Origin of the sequence: Streptomyces phaeochromogenes (assembly GCF_001418655.1) — a bacterium.
GTDB classification, from domain to species: domain Bacteria; phylum Actinomycetota; class Actinomycetes; order Streptomycetales; family Streptomycetaceae; genus Streptomyces; species Streptomyces phaeochromogenes.
In genome coordinates this window covers 1-17,371 of the sequence record NZ_LIQZ01000342.1, presented here as the reverse complement: position 1 = coordinate 17,371, position 17,371 = coordinate 1, and the positions used below count along the sequence as shown (strand labels likewise).

Genomic DNA, 17,371 nt, shown 5'->3' with positions numbered 1-17,371 from the left:
TCTGAACGCGTTCAGAAAGGTTCACGGGGACGGGGAACGGGGAGGGGACGCGCGATGCGCAACGGGGCCAAGGCCGCCATTGTGGGCGGGGTGTTCGCTGTGATGGTGGGGGGCGCCGGGTACGGCGCGTACAACATAGTCAGTGCGGTCAGCGGCGACGGCGGGTCGGCCGGGACCACGGCGGAGAAGAAGACCGGGCCGCCGTCGGCGGACGAGGTCGAGGAGACCAGCAAGGCGTTCTTCGCGGCCTGGAAGAAGGGCGCCGCGGCCACGGCCGCGGCGGAGACGAACAACGCGCAGGCCGCCAGGCCCCTGCTGGTCGCCTACGGCGGCCAGGCGCACATCACCAAGGTGAAGATCACGCCCGGTACGCCGGCGGGCACGACCGTGCCCTTCTCGGTGTCGGCGACGGTGTCGTACGAGGGGAAGCGCAAGCCCCTCGCGTACGAGAGCGAACTGACCGTCGTGCGCGGGAAGACCACGGGCCGGGCGCTGGTCGACTGGCAGCCGTCCGTCGTGCACCCGGAGCTGAAGACCGGCGACACCCTGGTCACGGGCGAGGCCGCGAGCCCGCCCATCGAGGCCGTGGACCGGAACGGCGTCGTCCTGACCAAGGAGAAGTACCCGTCCCTCGGGCCGGTTCTGGACTCGCTGCGCGACAAGTACGGCGACAAGGCCGGCGGCACGCCCGGCGTCGAGCTCTCGATCCGGCACGAGAGCGAGGAGGCGGGAGACACCTCGCTGGTGACCCTCGCCAAGGGCGAGGCGGGCAAGCTGCGCACCACCTTCAGCGCGGGCGCGCAGGCGGCGGCGGAGAAGGCGGTCAAGCGGTTCGCGGAGTCGTCGGTGGTCGCCGTGAAGCCGAGCACCGGGGAGGTGCTGGCGATCGCGAACCACCGCGAGGACGGGTTCAACGCGGCGTTCGAGGGCAAGGTCGCACCCGGCTCCACGATGAAGATCATCACCGCGGCGATGTTCATCGACAACGGCGTGACCTCGATGAACAGCCCGGCGCCCTGTCCGCCCGACGCCGTCTGGATGAGTACGAAGTTCCCCAACCTCAAGGGCATGGAGCCCAACGAGGGCGCCACGCTCGCCAACAGTTTCATGCGCTCGTGCAACACGGCTTTCGTGAAGCTCATCGACGGCACCGACGAGAAGCCCCTCACGGACGAGTCGCTCACGACGGAGGCCCAGGAGCGGTTCGGCCTGGGCAAGGACAACTGGAAGACCGGGATCGTCTCCTTCGACGGCAGCGTCCCCGCGTCCCCCGGCCCCTACCGCGCGGCCAACGCAATCGGCCAGGGCCAGGTCCAGATGAACCCGCTGAACATGGCGTCGGTCACGGCGACCGCGATCACGGGCACGTTCCGGCAGCCGGTCGTCGTGTCGCCGAAGCTCGACAACCGCCAACTGGCCACCGCGCGCGGCCTGCCGAGCGGCACCGCCGCCCAGCTGAAGCAGATGATGCGGCTCACCGCGACCGCACCCGGTGGCACCGCCACACAAGCCATGTCCGGACTCGGCGGCGACATCGGCGCCAAGACCGGCTCCGCCGAGGTCGACGGCAAGGAGACGTCCGACAGCTGGTTCACCGGCTTCCGGAACGACATCGCCGCCGCGGCCATGGTGCAGCAGGGCGGCCACGGCGGCGACGCGGCCGGCCCGATCGTGGCCCAGGTCCTGCGGGCGGGGGGCTGAGCCCGGGAGGACGCCGTTCCACAGGTGTCCGAACTCACCCTCACAGGGCGGGACTCTAGGGTGGTGACTCTCGTTCTTGTAGGGGACCGTGAGGTATCCGGGGAAGCAGCGAAGGAACGGAAGCCGTGGGGAACAGAAGGCGCGCGCCTGAGCGTGGCAGGACGAAACCCGCCGTCATCGGCGGGATGATCGCCGTTGTCGTGGGCGGCGCGGGGTTCGGCGTCTACGCCCTGTACGGGGGTGGGGCCGCGGCCGACGACTCGAGCTCGTCCTCCGACGCGAAGCCCGTGAAGAAGGGCCCGCTGTCGGCGACGGAGGTGAAGTCGACGGCGACGGCGTTCCTCACGGCTTGGCAGAGCGGTGACGTCACGACCGCCGCGGCGGCCACGAACGACACGGCGGCGGCCCGCACGCTCCTCACCGGCTACGGCAAGGAGGCGTACATCAAGGATGTGACGCTCACCGCCAAGAAGCGCTCCGGTGACGCCGTCCCGTTCTCGGTCAAGGGCACGGTCGCGTACAAGGGCGGCCTGACCAAGCCCCTCGCGTACGAGTCCGAGCTCACCGTCGTCCGTCGCGCCAAGGACGGCAAGCCGCTGGTCGACTGGCACTCCAAGGTCGTGCACCCGGACCTGAAGGACGGCGACAAGCTGGTCACCGGGGAGGCCGGGACGCCGCCGGTGAAGGCGCTCGACCGGGACGGCGGCGAGCTGACCACCGCCAAGTACCCCTCGCTCGGCACGGTCCTCGACGGCCTGCGGGAGAAGTTCGGCAAGACGGCGGGCGGCAAGGCGGGCATCGAGCTGCGGGTGATCCGCGCCGAGTCCGAGTCGAAGGACGCCAAGGGCTCCGCCAAGACCTCCTCCGACGAGACCCCCGACAAGACACTGGTGGAGCTGAGCAAGGGCACCCCGGGCACGGTCCGTACGACGCTCAGCCCGGGCCTCCAGGCGACCGCCGAGCAGCAGGTGGCCAAGAAGGCCAAGTCCTCGGCCGTCGTCATCCGGCCGTCCACCGGCGAGATCCTGGCCGTCGCGAACGCCGGACACGGCTTCAACACCGCCTTCCAGGGCTCCCTGGCCCCCGGCTCGACGATGAAGATCATCACGGCGTCGCTGCTCATCGACAAGGGGCTCGCCTCGGCGGACAAGCAACACCCCTGCCCCAAGTACTCGACGTACGGCGGCTGGAAGTTCCAGAACGACGACAAGTTCGAGATCAAGGGCGGCACGTTCAAGGCGAGCTTCGCGCGCTCCTGCAACACGGCCTTCATCAGTCAGGCCAAGAAGCTGAGCGACGACGACCTGACCAAGCAGGCCCAGCAGGTGTTCGGGCTCGGCATGGACAACTGGGCCATCGGGGTGCCGACCTTCGACGGCTCGGTGCCGGTCCAGTCGCAGGCCCAGATGGCGGCCTCGCTGCTCGGTCAGGGCGGGGTCCGGATGAACCCGCTGAACATGGCCTCGGTCGTCGCCACCGCCAAGACGGGCACGTTCCACCAGCCCTACCTGGTGGCCCCGACGGTCGACAAGCGCACCCTCGCGAAGGCGTCCCGCTCGCTGTCCTCCGGCACGCAGGCCCAGCTCAAGGAGCTGCTCCAGTACACGGCGGCGGCCGGCACGGCGGCCGAGGCCATGGCCGGTCTCGGCCCGGACTTCGGCGCCAAGACCGGCTCCGCGGAGGTCGACGGCCAGAAGAAGCCCAACGGCTGGTTCACCGCCTGGAAGGGCGACCTCGCGGCTGCGGGCGTCGTCCAGCAGGGCGGCCACGGCGGCGAGACGGCCGGCCCGATCGTGGCGGCACTGCTGAAGGCGGGCAGCTGAGACCCGCGACCGGGGCCGCGCCCCATAGGGACTCGGGAGCCCGCGCCCTATCAGGGCTCGGGGCGCGCCCGGCGGAGGCGCCCGTCAGCTGCTGACCGGCGTGGCCGTGTACGTACGCCGCAGGAAGCGGATCAGCGTCTTCGATTCGAACTGCACGACGTCCACTCCCTTCGGCGAGTGGAACTCCATGACGGCCTGGACCCGCCCGCACGGCCAGATGCGTACGTCACCGGCGGCGGCCGGAGCCCGTAGCCCCTGTTCGAGGAGGTCGCGGGCGAAGACCCACTCGTGATGGCCGGGCAGCATGATGTGCACCCGTCGGGGGTCGGCCTCGGGGTCGTATCGAAGGGCCACCGGGACGGCGGGCGGATCCTGCGCCGCGTCCGTCACGATGTGGGCGCGCGCGTACTGCTCGACGGCGGACATCGATCGCTCCCTCTGTGAGCTGCTCCGTGTTTGAGCTGCTTCCTCTCCAATGTCGCATATTTTCCGGAATGCGCTTCTGGATTATTCGAGGTCACCTCGCTCTTGCAAGCTGTTCGCATTAAGCCACTATCATCGAACGGTTATAGACAGCCGGCCTGCCCCCGGAAGCGGAGCCCTCATGCACGTCCCCGACGGTTTCATCAACGCACCCGTCTCGGTGGCCACCGGAGTGGTCGCCGCGGCGGCGGTCGCCGTGAGCCTGCGCGGCGCGCGGCGCGAACTGGACGAGCGCACCGCACCGCTCGCGGGTCTCGTCGCCGCCTTCATCTTCGCCGTGCAGATGCTCAACTTCCCGGTCGCTGCCGGGACCAGCGGACATCTGCTCGGAGGTGCGCTGGCCGCGATACTCGTGGGCCCCTTCACCGGGGTCCTCTGTGTCTCGGTCGTGCTCCTCATGCAGGGCATCCTCTTCGCCGACGGCGGGCTCACCGCGCTCGGTGTGAACATCACCGTCATGGCGGTGGTCACGACGGTCGTGGCGTACACCGTCTTCCGCGGCCTTGTGAAACTCCTGCCCAGGAAGCGCCGGTCCATTACCGTCTCGGCGTTCGTCGCCGCCGTGCTCTCCGTGCCGGCCGCCGCCGCGGCCTTCACTCTCGTGTACGCGATCGGCGGCACCACGGACGTCCCGATCGGGCAGGTCCTCACCGCGATGGTCGGCGTCCACGTCCTGATCGGCATCGGCGAGGCCGCGATCACCGCGCTCACGGTCGGCGCCGTCATCGCCGTACGACCGGACCTCGTGTACGGGGCCCGTGGTCTGACCGCGCCGCTGAAGCTGCGCGTCGGCGGGGAGCTGGTGGACACGCCCGCCGCCGAGCCCGTGCCGGTCGCCGCGCGGTCCCACCGCCCGGTGTGGCTGGCGGGCCTCGCCGCGTCCCTCGTCCTCGCGGGCTTCGTCAGCTTCTACGCATCCGCGAACCCCGACGGCCTGGAGAAGGTCGCCGCCGACAAGGGCATCGACGCCAAGGTCGAGGACCACGCCGCCGCCGACTCCCCGCTCGCCGACTACGGCGTCGAGGGCCTCACGAACTCCCGGATCTCCGGCGGCCTCGCGGGCGTGATCGGCGTGGGCGTCACCGTCGTCGCGGGCACGGGCGTCTTCTGGGCCGTACGCAAGCGTCGTACGTCCGAGACCTCGCCCTCGCAGGTCGGGGAATCCGTCTGACATGGGCGCAGGACACGCGCACCGGCTCTACCGGCACGGACACTCACCCGTGCACGCCCTGCCGCCGCACACCAAGCTCGCCGCCGTCTTCGCCTTCGTGCTGGTCGTCGTGTCGACCCCGCGCGAGGCGATGTGGGCCTTCGGGCTGTACGCGCTGCTGCTGGCGACCGTGGCGTACGCGGCCCGCGTCCCGGCCGGCTTCCTGCTGAAGCGGCTGCTGATCGAGGTGCCGTTCGTGGCCTTCGCCGTGCTGATGCCGTTCGTGGCACAGGGCGAGCGGGTCGACGTACTCGGCCTGTCGTTGAGCGTGAACGGGCTGTGGGGCGCCTGGAACGTGCTGGCCAAGGGCACGCTCGGCGTCGCCGCGTCCGTGCTACTCGCCTCGACGACCGAACTGCGCGAACTGCTGCTGGGGCTGCAGCGGTTGAAGCTCCCGCCCCTCCTCGTACAGATCGCGTCCTTCATGATCCGCTACGGGGACGTCATCGCGGACGAGATGCGGCGCATGAAGATCGCGCGGGAGTCGCGCGGCTTCGAGGCCCGCGGTGTCCGGTCCTGGGGCGTCCTCGCCAAGTCCGCGGGCGCGCTCTTCATCCGCTCGTACGAACGCGGGGAGCGGGTGCATCTCGCCATGGTCAGCCGGGGGTACGCCGGTTCGATGCCGGTCATCGACGAGGTGACCGCGTCCCGGGCGCAGTGGTCGTACGCGCTCGCCCTGCCGTCCGCCGCCCTCGTCGTGTGTCTGTTGGGATGGACCCTGTGACCACCTCCTCCGTGACCCCTGTGACCGCACCTTCGCTTGAAGTCTCCGGACTCGCTTTCGCCTACCCCGACGGGCACCAGGCCCTCTTCGGCGTCGACTTCACCGTCGGCCGGGGTGAGCGCGTGGCGCTGCTCGGGCCGAACGGGGCCGGCAAGACGACCCTCGTGCTGCACCTCAACGGCATCCTGACCGGCGGCGCCGGGACCGTGACGGTGGCCGGGCTGCCCGTCGGCCGCAAGCACATGGCGGAGATCCGGCGGAAGGTCGGCATCGTCTTCCAGGACCCGGACGACCAGCTGTTCATGCCGAGCGTGCGCGAGGACGTGGCCTTCGGGCCCGCCGCCGCCGGGCTCAAGGGGCCCGAGCTGGAGGCGCGGGTGCGCACCGCGCTGGAGCGGGTCGGGATGGAGGCCTTCGCCGACCGTCCGCCGCACCACCTCTCCTTCGGCCAGCGGCGCCGGGTGGCGGTCGCGACCGTCCTCGCGATGGAGCCGGAGATCCTGGTCCTCGACGAGCCGTCGTCCAACCTCGACCCCGCCTCGCGGCGCGAACTCGCCGACATCCTGCGGTCGTTGGACGTGACCGTGCTGATGGTCACGCACGATCTGCCGTACGCCCTCGAACTGTGCCCGCGTGCCCTGATCCTCAGCGACGGCGTGATCGCGGCGGACGGCAGGACCGGCGAGCTCCTGTCGGACGACGGACTGATGCGGGAGCACCGCCTTGAGTTGCCGTTCGGCTTCGACCCGCGCTCCGTGACCATGGGCGCGTGACATTGGGCATGACAATGGGCGCGTGACGAACGAAGAGGGTTCGCTCGAAGAAGGTTCGCTCGAAGAGGTTCCGACGGCGGGTTCGCCCGGCGAAGGCGCGGAGGGCGCGCCGGCCGGTTCACTGCTGCTCGACGACCAGTTGTGCTTCGCGCTGTACGCGGCCCAGCGTGCCGTGACCGGCGCGTACCGTCCGCTCCTCGAAGCGCTCGGGCTCACCTATCCGCAGTACCTGGTCATGCTCGTCCTCTGGGAACGCGGCGAGCTCACCGTCAAGGAGCTGGCCGGGACCCTGCGCCTCGACTACGGGACCATGTCGCCGCTGCTCAAACGCCTGGAGTCGGCCGGTCTCGTCCGCCGGGAGCGCTCCGCGCTGGACGAGCGGTCGGTGCTGGTCGCGGTCACCGGGCGGGGCGGGGAACTGCGCGAGCGCGCGGAGTGCGTGCCGTCGGCACTGCTGGCCGGCACGCGGCTGACGGCGGACGAGGTGGAGCGGCTGCGCGCGGACCTCCGGCGGCTGACCTCGATGTTACCGGCGGTTTCTACCCCCAAGTAATAAGTGGCCGGATCGGTGGATACATTGTGTGCGATGTGTTTGTGCACTCTGTTTCCGTGCTCTGTTTCTGCACTCTGATTCCGCGTTCTCGCGTGCCTGGGGGTGAGGCGATCCATGACCGACGCCGCTGTTGACCTCGACAGCCGTCCCACGAAGATCATGTACGTGGCCGAGGCCACGGCACACGGGGGCCGCGAGGGGTATGTGACCAGCCAGGACGGCCAGCTGGAGCTGAAGGTCGCGATGCCGCCGGCCCTTGGCGGCGACGGTGACGGCACCAACCCGGAGCAGCTCTTCGCGGCCGGTTTCAGCTCCTGCTTCCACAACGCGCTCGTCCTGGTCGGGCGTCGCGAGGGCTTCGACCTGTCCGGTTCGACGGTCGCGGCGAAGGTCGGAATCGGCCCCAACAAGCAGCGCGGCTACGGCCTCGCGGTCGCCCTGAGCGTCTCGCTGCCGATCCTCGACCAGGAGGTCGCGTCGAGGATCGTGGACGCCGCCCACCAGGTCTGCCCGTACTCGAACGCGACACGCGGCAACATCGAGGTCACGATTCTGCTGGGCTAGGGCCTGTCCGGCGGTGCTCAGGAATCGCGGGCGGTGGGTGGATGTTGCACCCACTGGCTGTGGAGCGAACAGAACGGAGCACGGACGTGGACGTGAACGGCACTGTGGCCGAGGGCTTCGAGCCGGTCAGGGAAGCGTTCGTACGGAACTTCGAGGTGCTCGGGGAGCGGGGTGCGGCCGTCGCCGTGTACCGGGACGGGCGCCGGGTCGTGGACCTGTGGGCCGGCACGAAGGACGTCGACGGTACGGCGGACTCGGCGCCCTGGGAGCGTGGCACCGCCCAGATCGTGCGCTCGGCGACCAAGGGCGTCGCCGCGGCTGCGCTCCTTCTGCTGCACCAGCGCGGGCTGTTGGACCTGGACGCTCCGGTGGGCGAGTACTGGCCCGAGTTCAAGGCGGTGGGCAAGGAGCGGGTGCTGGTGCGGCACGTGCTGTCGCACCGGGCCGGACTGCCCGTCCTGGACCGGCCGCTGACTCCCGAGGAGGCGCTGGACCCCCTGCGCGGTGCCGAGGCGGTCGCGCGCCAGGCCCTCGTGTGGGAGCCGGGCACCGATCACGGCTACCACGCGCTGACGTACGGCTGGCTGCTCGACGAGCTGGTGCGGCGCGTCACCGGCCGTGGCGTCGGTGACTGGATCGCCGAGGAGATCGCCGGGCCGGTGGGCGCGGACCTGTGGGTCGGGCTGCCCGCCGCGGAGGCGGGCCGGGTGGGCCGGTCCGGCCGGGTGGAGGCGCCGGGGAACGCCGGGGGGCTGCGGTCCCGTCCGAAGCGGTCGGTCACCGAGGCGTACGACGATCCGGCCTCCCTGACCCGTCGGGCCTTCGCCGCGATCACGCCGTTCCCCGACCAGAACGACCCGGCGTACCGGGCGGCCTCGCTTCCCGCGACGAACGGGATCGCCACGGCGGAGGGACTGGCCCGCTTCTACGCGTCCCTGGTGGGTGAAGTGGGCGGCGGGCCGCGGCTGTTCACGCCCGGGACGCTGGCGGCGGCCCGGGCCGAGGAGTCGGCGGGGCCGGACCGGGTGCTGGTGATCAACACCCGCTTCGGCCTCGGCTACATGCTCCACGGCTCCGCCTCGCCCTTCCTCGACGCCGGTTCCTTCGGCCACCCGGGCCGCGGCGGCTCCCTGGGCTTCGCCGACCCCGAGTCGGGCATCGCCTTCGGCTATGTCACGAACGGCTTCAGCAAGACGGTGACGGCGGATGCGCGGGCGCAGGCACTGGTGCGGGCGCTGCGGGCAGCCCTGCCGGCCTGAGCATTTCGGCCCGCATGGCGCACATGGCCCGCAGGAGTCGCATGACCTGCATGGGCCGAGGCATGCCGGCCCCGCCCATGCGATCCCGGCCCACCCGGTCCCCGACCTTTTCCTCGCAGTGGCGGGCTTCTGGGGCAACAGCTGTGCATCCATCGATGCCCTCAGGGTCCTTCCGCCTGTCGGTCCCACTGGGATGTGCTGGTGAGTCAGCTCCTGCCCAGCGCCTTCCGTGAGGGAGAGGATCTCTTTTGCACGGCCACGAAGAGAAGTTGAACAAGGACACTCTGCCGGGCGGTGCCAGGGGGCGGCAGCTCGTCTCGCGTGCCAAGTCCACCGCCTCGCCCGTCACAGCGCCCCACACAGCGATCGGCGCGGAAGCGACCGCCCGGAACCCGGCGTCGATGCTGGCGTTGCAACGGTCCGTGGGCAACGCCGCCGTCGTCCAGATGCTGGCGAACGAGCGGCACAGTCATGGTTCGTCGTGTGGTCACCCCGTGGATGCGGGGGTGCCGGGGTCGGCACCCGGAGCCGTGGCCTCTCTCAACGTGCAGCGTCGGGTGCGCGCACCCGAGGACCGCGATGAGGCCGAGGAGCAGCGTCAGGCCCACAACGTGCGTGAGGTGCTGAACTCTCCGGGACGCCCGCTGGACGCGCCGACGCTCGGCGAGATGCAGGCACGGCACGGCGGCGTGGACTTCTCCACGGTGCGGGTGCACGACGACGCGAAGGCGCAGCGTTCGGCGGCCGAGATCGGGGCGCGTGCGTACACCTCGGGCGAGAACATCGTGCGAGGGAAGGACGGTTTCGACAAGAAGACCCTGGCGCACGAGCTCAAGCACGTACTTCAGCAGCGTGAGGGCCCGGTCGCGGGGACGCCGACCGGGGGCGGGCTGACCATGAGCGACAAGCACGACCACCACGAGCGCGAGGCCGAGGCCTCCTCGAACGAGGTCATGGCCGGCCCTGTGCCCGTTCAGTCGGCGCCGGGGAACGAAGACTCGGAGTCCGGGCCCCTTGATGCGGTGCAGCGGTCGGCGTCGCAGCAGGGGAGCGCGGAGTCCGGATCCCTGGATGTTGTGCAGCGGGCCAGGACAAAAGAGGAGAGTTCGAAAAGCTCCAAAAGCTCGGGAAAGCGGAAAGCAGACCGGGAAAAGGGAGAGAGTCCGCCGCGCGAGCGCCGGAAGACTCGCGGCAGCGAGCGTCCTGAGGCAGATCTGGACAGGCCGATCCTGTCATTCACTTCTCAATACACCGGCGATGATGTCCAGAATCTCGACTTCGACACGAGCATAGGATTCCAGCAGACCGCCACCTTGCACAATCCCGCGAACGCGAGGTCGAGCGTCGCAGCCAACTACCACTTCTGGCAGGAGGTCAGCGACTCGCACGAGCAGATCATCGAGGGCAAGGTCAAGCGGCCCCGGCGTCGATCGCGTAACTGGGAAACGGACGGCCCCTATCATCCGAACTACGACGACTGGAGCATCACCAACGGGGCTCAGGCCATTTCCTTCTTCGACTCGCCTGGTTTCACCCCTCCTGTACACATGTCCCCGGGGTACTTTTTGATAAACTACCGGGTCAACTTCCGTTGGAAGGTCGCCAAGAATACCGGGCAGAACTACAGGAACGCGACGCCCGTATGGACCAGCCCCACCATGACGCACACGGTGACATCGCACTTCGACCCCGAGAATCCGACCGAGTCGGCCCATGTCGTGCACCAGGCAGCGGGAGACGCCACGTGGCAGGTCGACCTTTCGGGGTCGTAGATCTTTCAAGGTCGTAGGAGGCGTAGCGGCGGAGGCGGCGATGTGCGGGTGCGGCCTGGGTGCCGGAGCGCGTTGATCCCCGCCACCCTGGAGACCGAGGTTCATGTGGTCCGGCCAGGGGGCGGGGGCGGGCGGGTCAGTTGCACGTGTGTGTGGATGTACCACGAGGACCACCCCGTCGCGGATGCCCTAACTCGCGTGCAGCATCAGGCCGATGCCCACGACCAGCAACCCCGCGGCAGCGATGCGCGGCGCGCCGAAGCGTTCCTTGAAGAAGACCGCTCCTATGGCCGCGCCGACGATGATCGACGACTCCCGGAGGGCCGCGATAGGGGCCAGTTCCGCCTTGGTCTGGGCCCAGAGGACCAGGCCGTAGGCGGCGACGGAGAGGGCGGCGCCGAGTAGGCCGACGGCGGCGAAGGGGCGTAGGACGGTGAGCAGGTCGCCGCGCCAGCGGTACAGGGCGTACGCCGGGACCGCCACGCCCTCCACCGCCATCAGCCAGGCGATGTAGGAGAGGGAGGAGCCGGAGGCGCGTACGCCGAGGCCGTCCACGACCGTGTACGCGGCGATGGACAGACCCGTCGCCAGTGCGGCGCCGATCGCGGCCCAGTTGGGCCGGCGCCCCCGCAGGCCCCACAGCGCGACGCCGGTCAGCCCGGCGCAGGACACCGCGATGCCGGACGCCGCCCACCCGTCAGGAACCTCGTGGGCGAAGACGGCGGCCAGCGCGGTCACGACCAGCGGGGCGGTGCCGCGCGCGATCGGGTACGCCTGGCCGAAGTCGCCGAGCCGGAAGGACTTCATCAGCAGCACGTAGTACACGACGTGGATGACCGCCGAGGCGATCAGATACGGCCACGCCCCCGCCGCCGGGAACGGCACGAAGGGCACCATCGCCAGCCCGATCAGCATCCCGCCGCCCGCGATCAGCGTGAAGCCGACGAGCTTGTCGGTGATCTGGTGGGCGATGGCGTTCCAGCTCGCGTGCGTGACCGCGGCGAGCAGGACGGCGGCGGTGACCAGTGGGGTCACGCGGTCTGCTCGCGGACGTCCACCAGCGTGGCGCCCGCGTGGGCGATCAGGGTCTTCGGGTCCATGGGGAACACGGTGTGCGGGGTGCCCGCGGCGGCCCACACCGTGTCGTGGTCCAGCAGCGAACGGTCCGCCAGGACACGGGTCCTGGTGCGGTGCCCGAAGGGCGGTACGCCACCGATCGCGTACCCCGTGGTCTCCCTGACCAGCTCCGCCCTGGCCCGGGTGACCTTCTCGGCGCCCAGCTCCAGGCGGACGAGCTCGACGTCCACCCGGGACGATCCGTCCATCAGCACCAGGACCGGCACGCCGTCCGCCGCGAAGATCAGCGACTTGCAGATCTGGCTCAGCTCGCACCCGACGGCCTCGGCGGCCTCGACGGCGGTACGGGCGCCGTCCGGGAAGCGGCGGATCCGCGGGTGCAGATCGTCGAGACCCAGCTCGCTCAGGGCTTCGGCGAAACGGGGGTGTGCTCCGGACTCATCAGCTGCGCTCGTCGTCATGCACGGCACGCTAGCGGTGGGTGTACGGGACATGCGAACGAGTTCCACGGCGGCGCACTCCCCGGCCGGGGCGCACACCCGAAAGCCCCGAGTTCACGTCACCCGTCCCGCTCCGCCGCCGTGCCGTCGGGCGCCGCGAACGCGACGATGGAACCGCCGTGTGCGAGGAAGTGCCGTGTGCGAAGAAGCGCCGTGCGTGAAGGAGAGGCCTCCCCCATGTCCCGCTATGTGTTCGACAACAGCGCCGACCAGGCCCAGGGCCGCTTCTTCGCGCTGGAGTCCTGCTACGACCCCTTCTCCCGTCGCCAGGTGGAGCTGACCGGGCTCGCCCGGGGCTGGCGGTGCCTGGAGGTCGGCGGAGGGGGCGGCTCGCTGGGCGACTGGCTCGGCGAACAGGTCGGCCCGGACGGCGAGGTCACCATCACGGACCTCGATCTGCGGTGGGCCGAGTCCCGCCCCCGGCCACCGCACGTACGCCTCCTGCGGCACGACATCGTCCAGGACCCGCTGCCCGCCGACGGCTACGACCTGGTGCACGCCCGGCTGGTGCTGCAGCACCTGCCGGAGCGGCTGGACGTCCTGGCGCGGCTCGCGGGAGCGCTGAAGCCGGGCGGCTGGCTGGTGCTGGAGGAGTTCGACACCAGTTGGAACCCCGTGCTGGCCGCCCCCGACGAGGAGGCGGCCACCCTCTTCGAACGCGTCCACACCGCCCTCAGTGTCCAGCTGGAGAAGGCGGGCCTCGACCCGGTGTGGGGCCGCCGGGTGCCCGGCGCGATGCTGGGTGCCGGTCTCGCGGACGTCGCGGCAACGACGTACGCGGAGTCGTGGGCGGGTGGCGGTACGGGAATCGGCCTGCACCGGGTCAACGCGCAGCAGATGGCCGACCGGCTGCGGGCGGAGGGCCTCACGGACGCCGAACTGGAGCGCTTCCAGACTCTGTTGGCGGACCCGGCGTTCGTGGTCAACTCCCTGCCGCTGGTCAGCACGCGGGGCCGCCGCCCCTAGGCACTGAGGGGATCAGGGACTGAGGGATTGTCGGACAGGCCCTGGCTCAGCCGGTGAACGTCACGTCCTTCGTCTCCACCACCCCGGCCTTGCGCTCCGGTGCCGACTGCTCCTGCCAGTACAGGTTCGTGTGCGCGATGACCTGCCCGGGCGGCGGGGCACCCCACTGGCTCAGGTCCTCCGTCGTGTGGGCGTCGCCGACGAGCGTCACGTCGTAGCCCCGTACGAACGCGCCGTGGATCGTGGAGCGGATACAGGCGTCCGTCTGGGCGCCGGTGACCACCAGGTGTCCGACGCCGGCCGTGGCCAGTACCTCCTCCAGGTCGGTGCCCTCGAAGGAGTCGCCGTACGTCTTGTGCACCAGCGGTTCGGATTCCCGGCGGGGCAGCTCGGCAACGTACTCCCAGTCCTCGCTGCCCTTCTTCAGGCCCTCGTCGGAGTGCTGGACCCAGACGACCGGGGCGCCCTGGGCGCGTGCCGTGTCGACAAGGGTGGCGATGTTCGCGACCACCGTGTCGCGCTGGTGGGCGCCGGCCACGACGCCCTTCTGGACGTCGATCACCATCAGAGCCGTACGGGGTCGTTCGGAGAGAGTCGTCATGCCCCCAACGCTAGACCGCACCACTGACAACGCGGGAAGCCCGAACACTGGAAGCCCGAACGAGGGAAGCCGGAACGCGGAAAGCCGGTGAGAGCCGCCCGTCCCCACGGAGCCCTCACCGGCTGGTCCTTCACAGGAGCCGACGCGTCAGACGCGCATCAGACGCGTACCAACTCCCGGTCCTCGTCGGAGCCCGAGCCCTTCGCCGGGTCGTCGTGGACCCGCAGGCCCTCGCCCTCGACGTCGACGTTCGGCAGGGCGCGGTCGAGCCACTTCGGCAGCCACCAGGCCTTCTTGCCGAGCAGTGCGAGGACCGCCGGGACGATCGCCATACGGACGACGAAGGCGTCGAAGAAGACGGCGATCGCGAGGCCGAAGCCGATCATCTTGATCATGGACTCGCTGGAGCTGATGAAGCCTCCGAAGACGGCCATCATGATGATCGCGGCGGCGACCACCACCCGGGCGCTGTGCCGGAAGCCGGTCACCACGGCCTGGCTCGCCGACTCTCCGTGGACGAAGGCCTCCCGCATGCGGGTCACGAGGAACACCTCGTAGTCCATCGCGAGACCGAAGACCACACCCACCATGAAGATCGGCATCATCGACATGATCGGGCCGGTCTCCTCGACACCGATCAGGCCGGAGAACCAGCCCCACTGGAAGACCGCGACCACTGCGCCGAGCGCGGCGAGCACGCTGAGCAGGAAGCCGAGGGCCGCCTTCAGCGGAACCAGGATGGAGCGGAAGACCACGATCAGGAGCAGGAAGGCGAGACCGACCACCAGCGCCAGATACGGAACCAGCGCGTCGTTGAGCTTCTGCGAGAAGTCGATGTTCATCGCGGTGGTACCGGTGACCAGCACCTCCGCGTCCGTGTCTGCCTTGAAGTCGGAACCCTTGTCACGGATGGCGTGGACCAGGTCCTCGGTCTGGGTCGAGGACGGCTTGGAGTTCGGGATCACGGTGATCGTCGCGGTGTCGCCGGCCTTGTTGGGCGCCGGCGGGGTGACCGTCACGACGTCCTTGAGGTCCTTGATGCCGTCGGCCACGTCACCGAAGGCTGCCGTCGGGTCGTCGCTGTCCTTGGCGTCGACCACGATCATCAGCGGGCCGTTGAAGCCGGGGCCGAAGCCCTCCGAGAGCGTGTCGTACGCCCGGCGCTGGGTGGTGGACGTCGGCTGCGAGCCGTCGTCGGGCAGGCCCAGTTCCAGCTGGGTGGCGGGCAGGGCGATCGCGCCCAGACCGACCACGCCGAGCACCAGCACGGCGACCGGGCGGCGGATGACGAAGCTCGCCCAGCGGGTGCCCATGTTGGGCTTGGCCTGCTTCTGGGAGGTGGCGGCGTCGGAGGACGTCTGCTCCTTGGACGACTTGCGCTCCTTGGACGACTTGCGCTTCTCGCCCGCCGGGCGGATCTTCCTGCCCGCGTATCCGAGCATCGCCGGGATCATGGTCAGCGCGATGAGGACGGCGATGACGACCGTGCCCGCCGCCGCGAGGCCCATCTTGGTCAGCATCGGGACGTTGACGACCGCGAGGCCCGCGAGGGCGATCACGACCGTGAGCCCCGCGAAGACGACAGCCGAGCCGGCGGTGCCGGTGGCACGGCCCGCAGCCTCCTCGCGGTCGCGGCCCTCGGCCAGTTCGTTCCGGTAGCGGGAGACGATGAACAGCGCGTAGTCGATACCGACCGCGAGGCCGATCATCAGGGCGAGCGTGGAGGTGGTGTCGCCGAGGTCGAGCGCCTTGGCGAGGACGGTGATGGTGGAGACGCCGATGCCCACGCCGATGATCGCCGTCAGCAGCGGCAGTCCGGCCGCGACGATCGAGCCCAGGGTGATGACGAGGACGACCGCGGCGATGGCGATGCCGACGATCTCGCCGACCGCACCCGGTTCGGCGCCGGCCTCCAGCGCGTCGCCTCCGACGTCGACGGTCAGCCCGGCGGCCCGGGCGTCGTCACCGGCGGCTTCCAGGGATTCGCGGGTCGAGTCCGCGAGCTCCATGCCGGGGACCTTGTACTTCACCGACGTGTAGGCGACGGATCCGTCCTTGCTGACGGCGTTCGTCGTGAACGGGTCGGTGACGGAGACGACTTCGGTGCCGCCGCCCAGCTCCTTGACGGTCTTGGCGACGGTCGCCTTGTTGTCGGCGTCCGTCATCTTCTGGCCGTCGGGCGCCTTGAAGACGATGCGTCCGGTGGCTCCGTCGGCGCTGGCGCCGGGGAACCGCTGTTCCAGCAGGTCGAAGGCCTTCTGCGCCTCGGTGCCTGGAATCGAGAAGGAGGTGGTTCCGGCGGCGGGTGCGCTCGCCGCTCCGACGCCCGCGAGCGTCAGCAGCGCCACCCATATCAGTGCGACGAAATGCCGTCGCCGGAAGGCGAGTCGGCCGAGGTTGTAGAGGAACGTGGCCACGAGGGCGTACTCCCGGTCAGGTCGGTGATGGCAGGGCGTGAGTCATCGGCCCGACGACGTGAGCGGTCGCGTCAGGTGCAACTGGGGTCGTGCGTAAGGGGGTTGAGCCTCGGGGCGGGAGGCTCGGGAATCGAGGGACGGATCAGGCGCTGAGGGCGGGGATCACCACAGCGTTGACGTACGAGGCGACGAAGGCCTGGGTCGGTGGCTCCTCGTCGATCAGCGTCCGCGCCACGAAGGCGCCGATGATCATGTGCAGCACGTAGTCGATCGCGGGGTTGTCCGCACGGACCTCACCGCGGTCGACGGCACGCTGCACCACCTGACGCATCTCCCCGAGCTCCGGCTCGATCAGCCATTCGCGGAGGGCGGCCAGCAGCTCGGGGTTCGTGTGCGCCGCCGTACCGAGGACCCGCATCAGCGCGGAGTCCTGTTCCATCTGGCAGTCGTCCTGGCGGTGCGTGAGCGCCTGGAAGTCGCCTCGCAGGGTTCCGGTGTCGATCGACGCGAGATCGACCGGCTTGTGATGCCGGATCGCCCTCGCGACCAGTTCGGCCTTGCCGCCCCACTGGCGGTAGAGCGTGGCCTTGCTGGACCGGGTGCGGGTGGCGACCGCGTCCATGGTCAGGGAGTCGTAACCGACCTCCCGGAGCAGGTCGAGCACGGCCTCGTACAGCTCGGCCTCGCGCTCGGGCGTGATCCGGCTGCGACGCGTCGTTGCTGTCTCAGCCATGCCACTCACCATTCCCGCTCGAACGAAACTGTCTCGTACTCCTATGAAGGTACCCCATCACCAAGCGAAACGAAACCGTTTCGTACGTGTGCTGGGTCACGCCTTCTCACGGGCCTCTCACCGATCTCTCACCGGCGCCCCCATCGGCGATCCCGCTCGCGTCCCCACCGGCGTCCCCGCTCGCGTCCCCATTCGCCTCCCGCCGGCCTCCCCAC

Annotated in this window: 16 protein-coding genes; 10 read left to right on the top strand and 6 right to left on the bottom strand. The window is 70.0% G+C overall.

Annotated elements, in window-relative coordinates; translation table 11 throughout:
• Positions 1-54 precede the first annotated feature (54 nt).
• On the top strand, positions 55-1,701 hold the full coding sequence (locus AOK17_RS36765) for a penicillin-binding transpeptidase domain-containing protein (protein WP_055616941.1): 1,647 nt from the start codon (positions 55-57) through the stop codon (positions 1,699-1,701).
• A 125-nt stretch (positions 1,702-1,826) separates the two neighbouring features.
• Positions 1,827-3,524, top strand: coding sequence for a penicillin-binding transpeptidase domain-containing protein (locus tag AOK17_RS36760; RefSeq protein ID WP_055616940.1), 1,698 nt, complete (start codon positions 1,827-1,829; stop codon positions 3,522-3,524).
• Between the two features lie 84 nt (positions 3,525-3,608).
• On the opposite strand, the gene AOK17_RS36755 is transcribed toward AOK17_RS36760, so the two are convergent.
• On the bottom strand, positions 3,609-3,950 hold the full coding sequence (locus tag AOK17_RS36755) for an SsgA family sporulation/cell division regulator (protein WP_055616939.1): 342 nt from the start codon (positions 3,948-3,950) through the stop codon (positions 3,609-3,611).
• A gap of 178 nt (positions 3,951-4,128) precedes the next feature.
• Here AOK17_RS36755 and AOK17_RS36750 point away from each other — a divergent pair, with 178 nt between their 5' ends.
• The 7 genes from AOK17_RS36750 (at position 4,129) to AOK17_RS36720 (ending at position 10,862) form a co-directional block, all read left to right on the top strand.
• Positions 4,129-5,178: an energy-coupling factor ABC transporter permease gene (locus AOK17_RS36750; protein ID WP_055616938.1), complete on the top strand. Its 1,050-nt coding sequence runs from the start codon at positions 4,129-4,131 to the stop codon at positions 5,176-5,178.
• A gap of 1 nt (position 5,179) precedes the next feature.
• Complete coding sequence (gene cbiQ, locus AOK17_RS36745) at positions 5,180-5,941, top strand: cobalt ECF transporter T component CbiQ (protein WP_055616937.1); 762 nt, start codon at positions 5,180-5,182, stop codon at positions 5,939-5,941.
• Positions 5,929-6,714 (top strand): energy-coupling factor ABC transporter ATP-binding protein, encoded by a 786-nt coding sequence (locus AOK17_RS36740; protein WP_055616936.1) that lies wholly within the window; start codon positions 5,929-5,931, stop codon positions 6,712-6,714. Before cbiQ ends, AOK17_RS36740 begins: the two co-directional genes overlap by 13 nt.
• A gap of 121 nt (positions 6,715-6,835) precedes the next feature.
• On the top strand, positions 6,836-7,267 hold the full coding sequence (locus AOK17_RS36735) for a MarR family winged helix-turn-helix transcriptional regulator (protein WP_055616943.1): 432 nt from the start codon (positions 6,836-6,838) through the stop codon (positions 7,265-7,267).
• Between the two features lie 114 nt (positions 7,268-7,381).
• Positions 7,382-7,831 carry an organic hydroperoxide resistance protein gene (locus AOK17_RS36730; protein ID WP_055616935.1) on the top strand — a complete coding sequence of 150 codons (450 nt, stop codon included), beginning with the start codon at positions 7,382-7,384 and terminating at the stop codon, positions 7,829-7,831.
• Positions 7,832-7,917: 86 nt separating this feature from the next.
• Positions 7,918-9,090 (top strand): serine hydrolase domain-containing protein, encoded by a 1,173-nt coding sequence (locus tag AOK17_RS36725; RefSeq protein ID WP_055616934.1) that lies wholly within the window; start codon positions 7,918-7,920, stop codon positions 9,088-9,090.
• A gap of 269 nt (positions 9,091-9,359) precedes the next feature.
• On the top strand, positions 9,360-10,862 hold the full coding sequence (locus tag AOK17_RS36720) for an eCIS core domain-containing protein (protein WP_245697599.1): 1,503 nt from the start codon (positions 9,360-9,362) through the stop codon (positions 10,860-10,862).
• 189 nt (positions 10,863-11,051) lie between these two features.
• Here AOK17_RS36720 and AOK17_RS36715 read toward each other — a convergent pair whose 3' ends face one another.
• Positions 11,052-11,897, bottom strand: a complete 846-nt coding sequence (locus tag AOK17_RS36715; protein WP_055616932.1) for a DMT family transporter — start codon at positions 11,895-11,897, stop codon at positions 11,052-11,054.
• Positions 11,894-12,400, bottom strand: a complete 507-nt coding sequence (locus AOK17_RS36710; RefSeq protein ID WP_055616942.1) for a YbaK/EbsC family protein — start codon at positions 12,398-12,400, stop codon at positions 11,894-11,896. The genes AOK17_RS36715 and AOK17_RS36710 overlap by 4 nt, the downstream gene beginning before the upstream one ends.
• 216 nt (positions 12,401-12,616) lie before the next feature.
• Here AOK17_RS36710 and AOK17_RS36705 point away from each other — a divergent pair, with 216 nt between their 5' ends.
• A complete protein-coding gene (locus tag AOK17_RS36705) occupies positions 12,617-13,405 on the top strand; it encodes a class I SAM-dependent methyltransferase (protein WP_055616931.1) in 789 nt (262 codons plus the stop codon).
• Between the two features lie 46 nt (positions 13,406-13,451).
• Here AOK17_RS36705 and AOK17_RS36700 read toward each other — a convergent pair whose 3' ends face one another.
• From AOK17_RS36700 to AOK17_RS36690, 3 genes are all read right to left on the bottom strand, one after another.
• Complete coding sequence (locus AOK17_RS36700) at positions 13,452-14,006, bottom strand: cysteine hydrolase family protein (protein ID WP_055616930.1); 555 nt, start codon at positions 14,004-14,006, stop codon at positions 13,452-13,454.
• A 158-nt stretch (positions 14,007-14,164) separates the two neighbouring features.
• Positions 14,165-16,423, bottom strand: coding sequence for an MMPL family transporter (locus AOK17_RS36695; protein ID WP_055616929.1), 2,259 nt, complete (start codon positions 16,421-16,423; stop codon positions 14,165-14,167).
• 142 nt (positions 16,424-16,565) lie between these two features.
• Positions 16,566-17,156, bottom strand: a complete 591-nt coding sequence (locus tag AOK17_RS36690; protein ID WP_055616928.1) for a TetR/AcrR family transcriptional regulator — start codon at positions 17,154-17,156, stop codon at positions 16,566-16,568.
• Positions 17,157-17,371 lie beyond the last annotated feature (215 nt).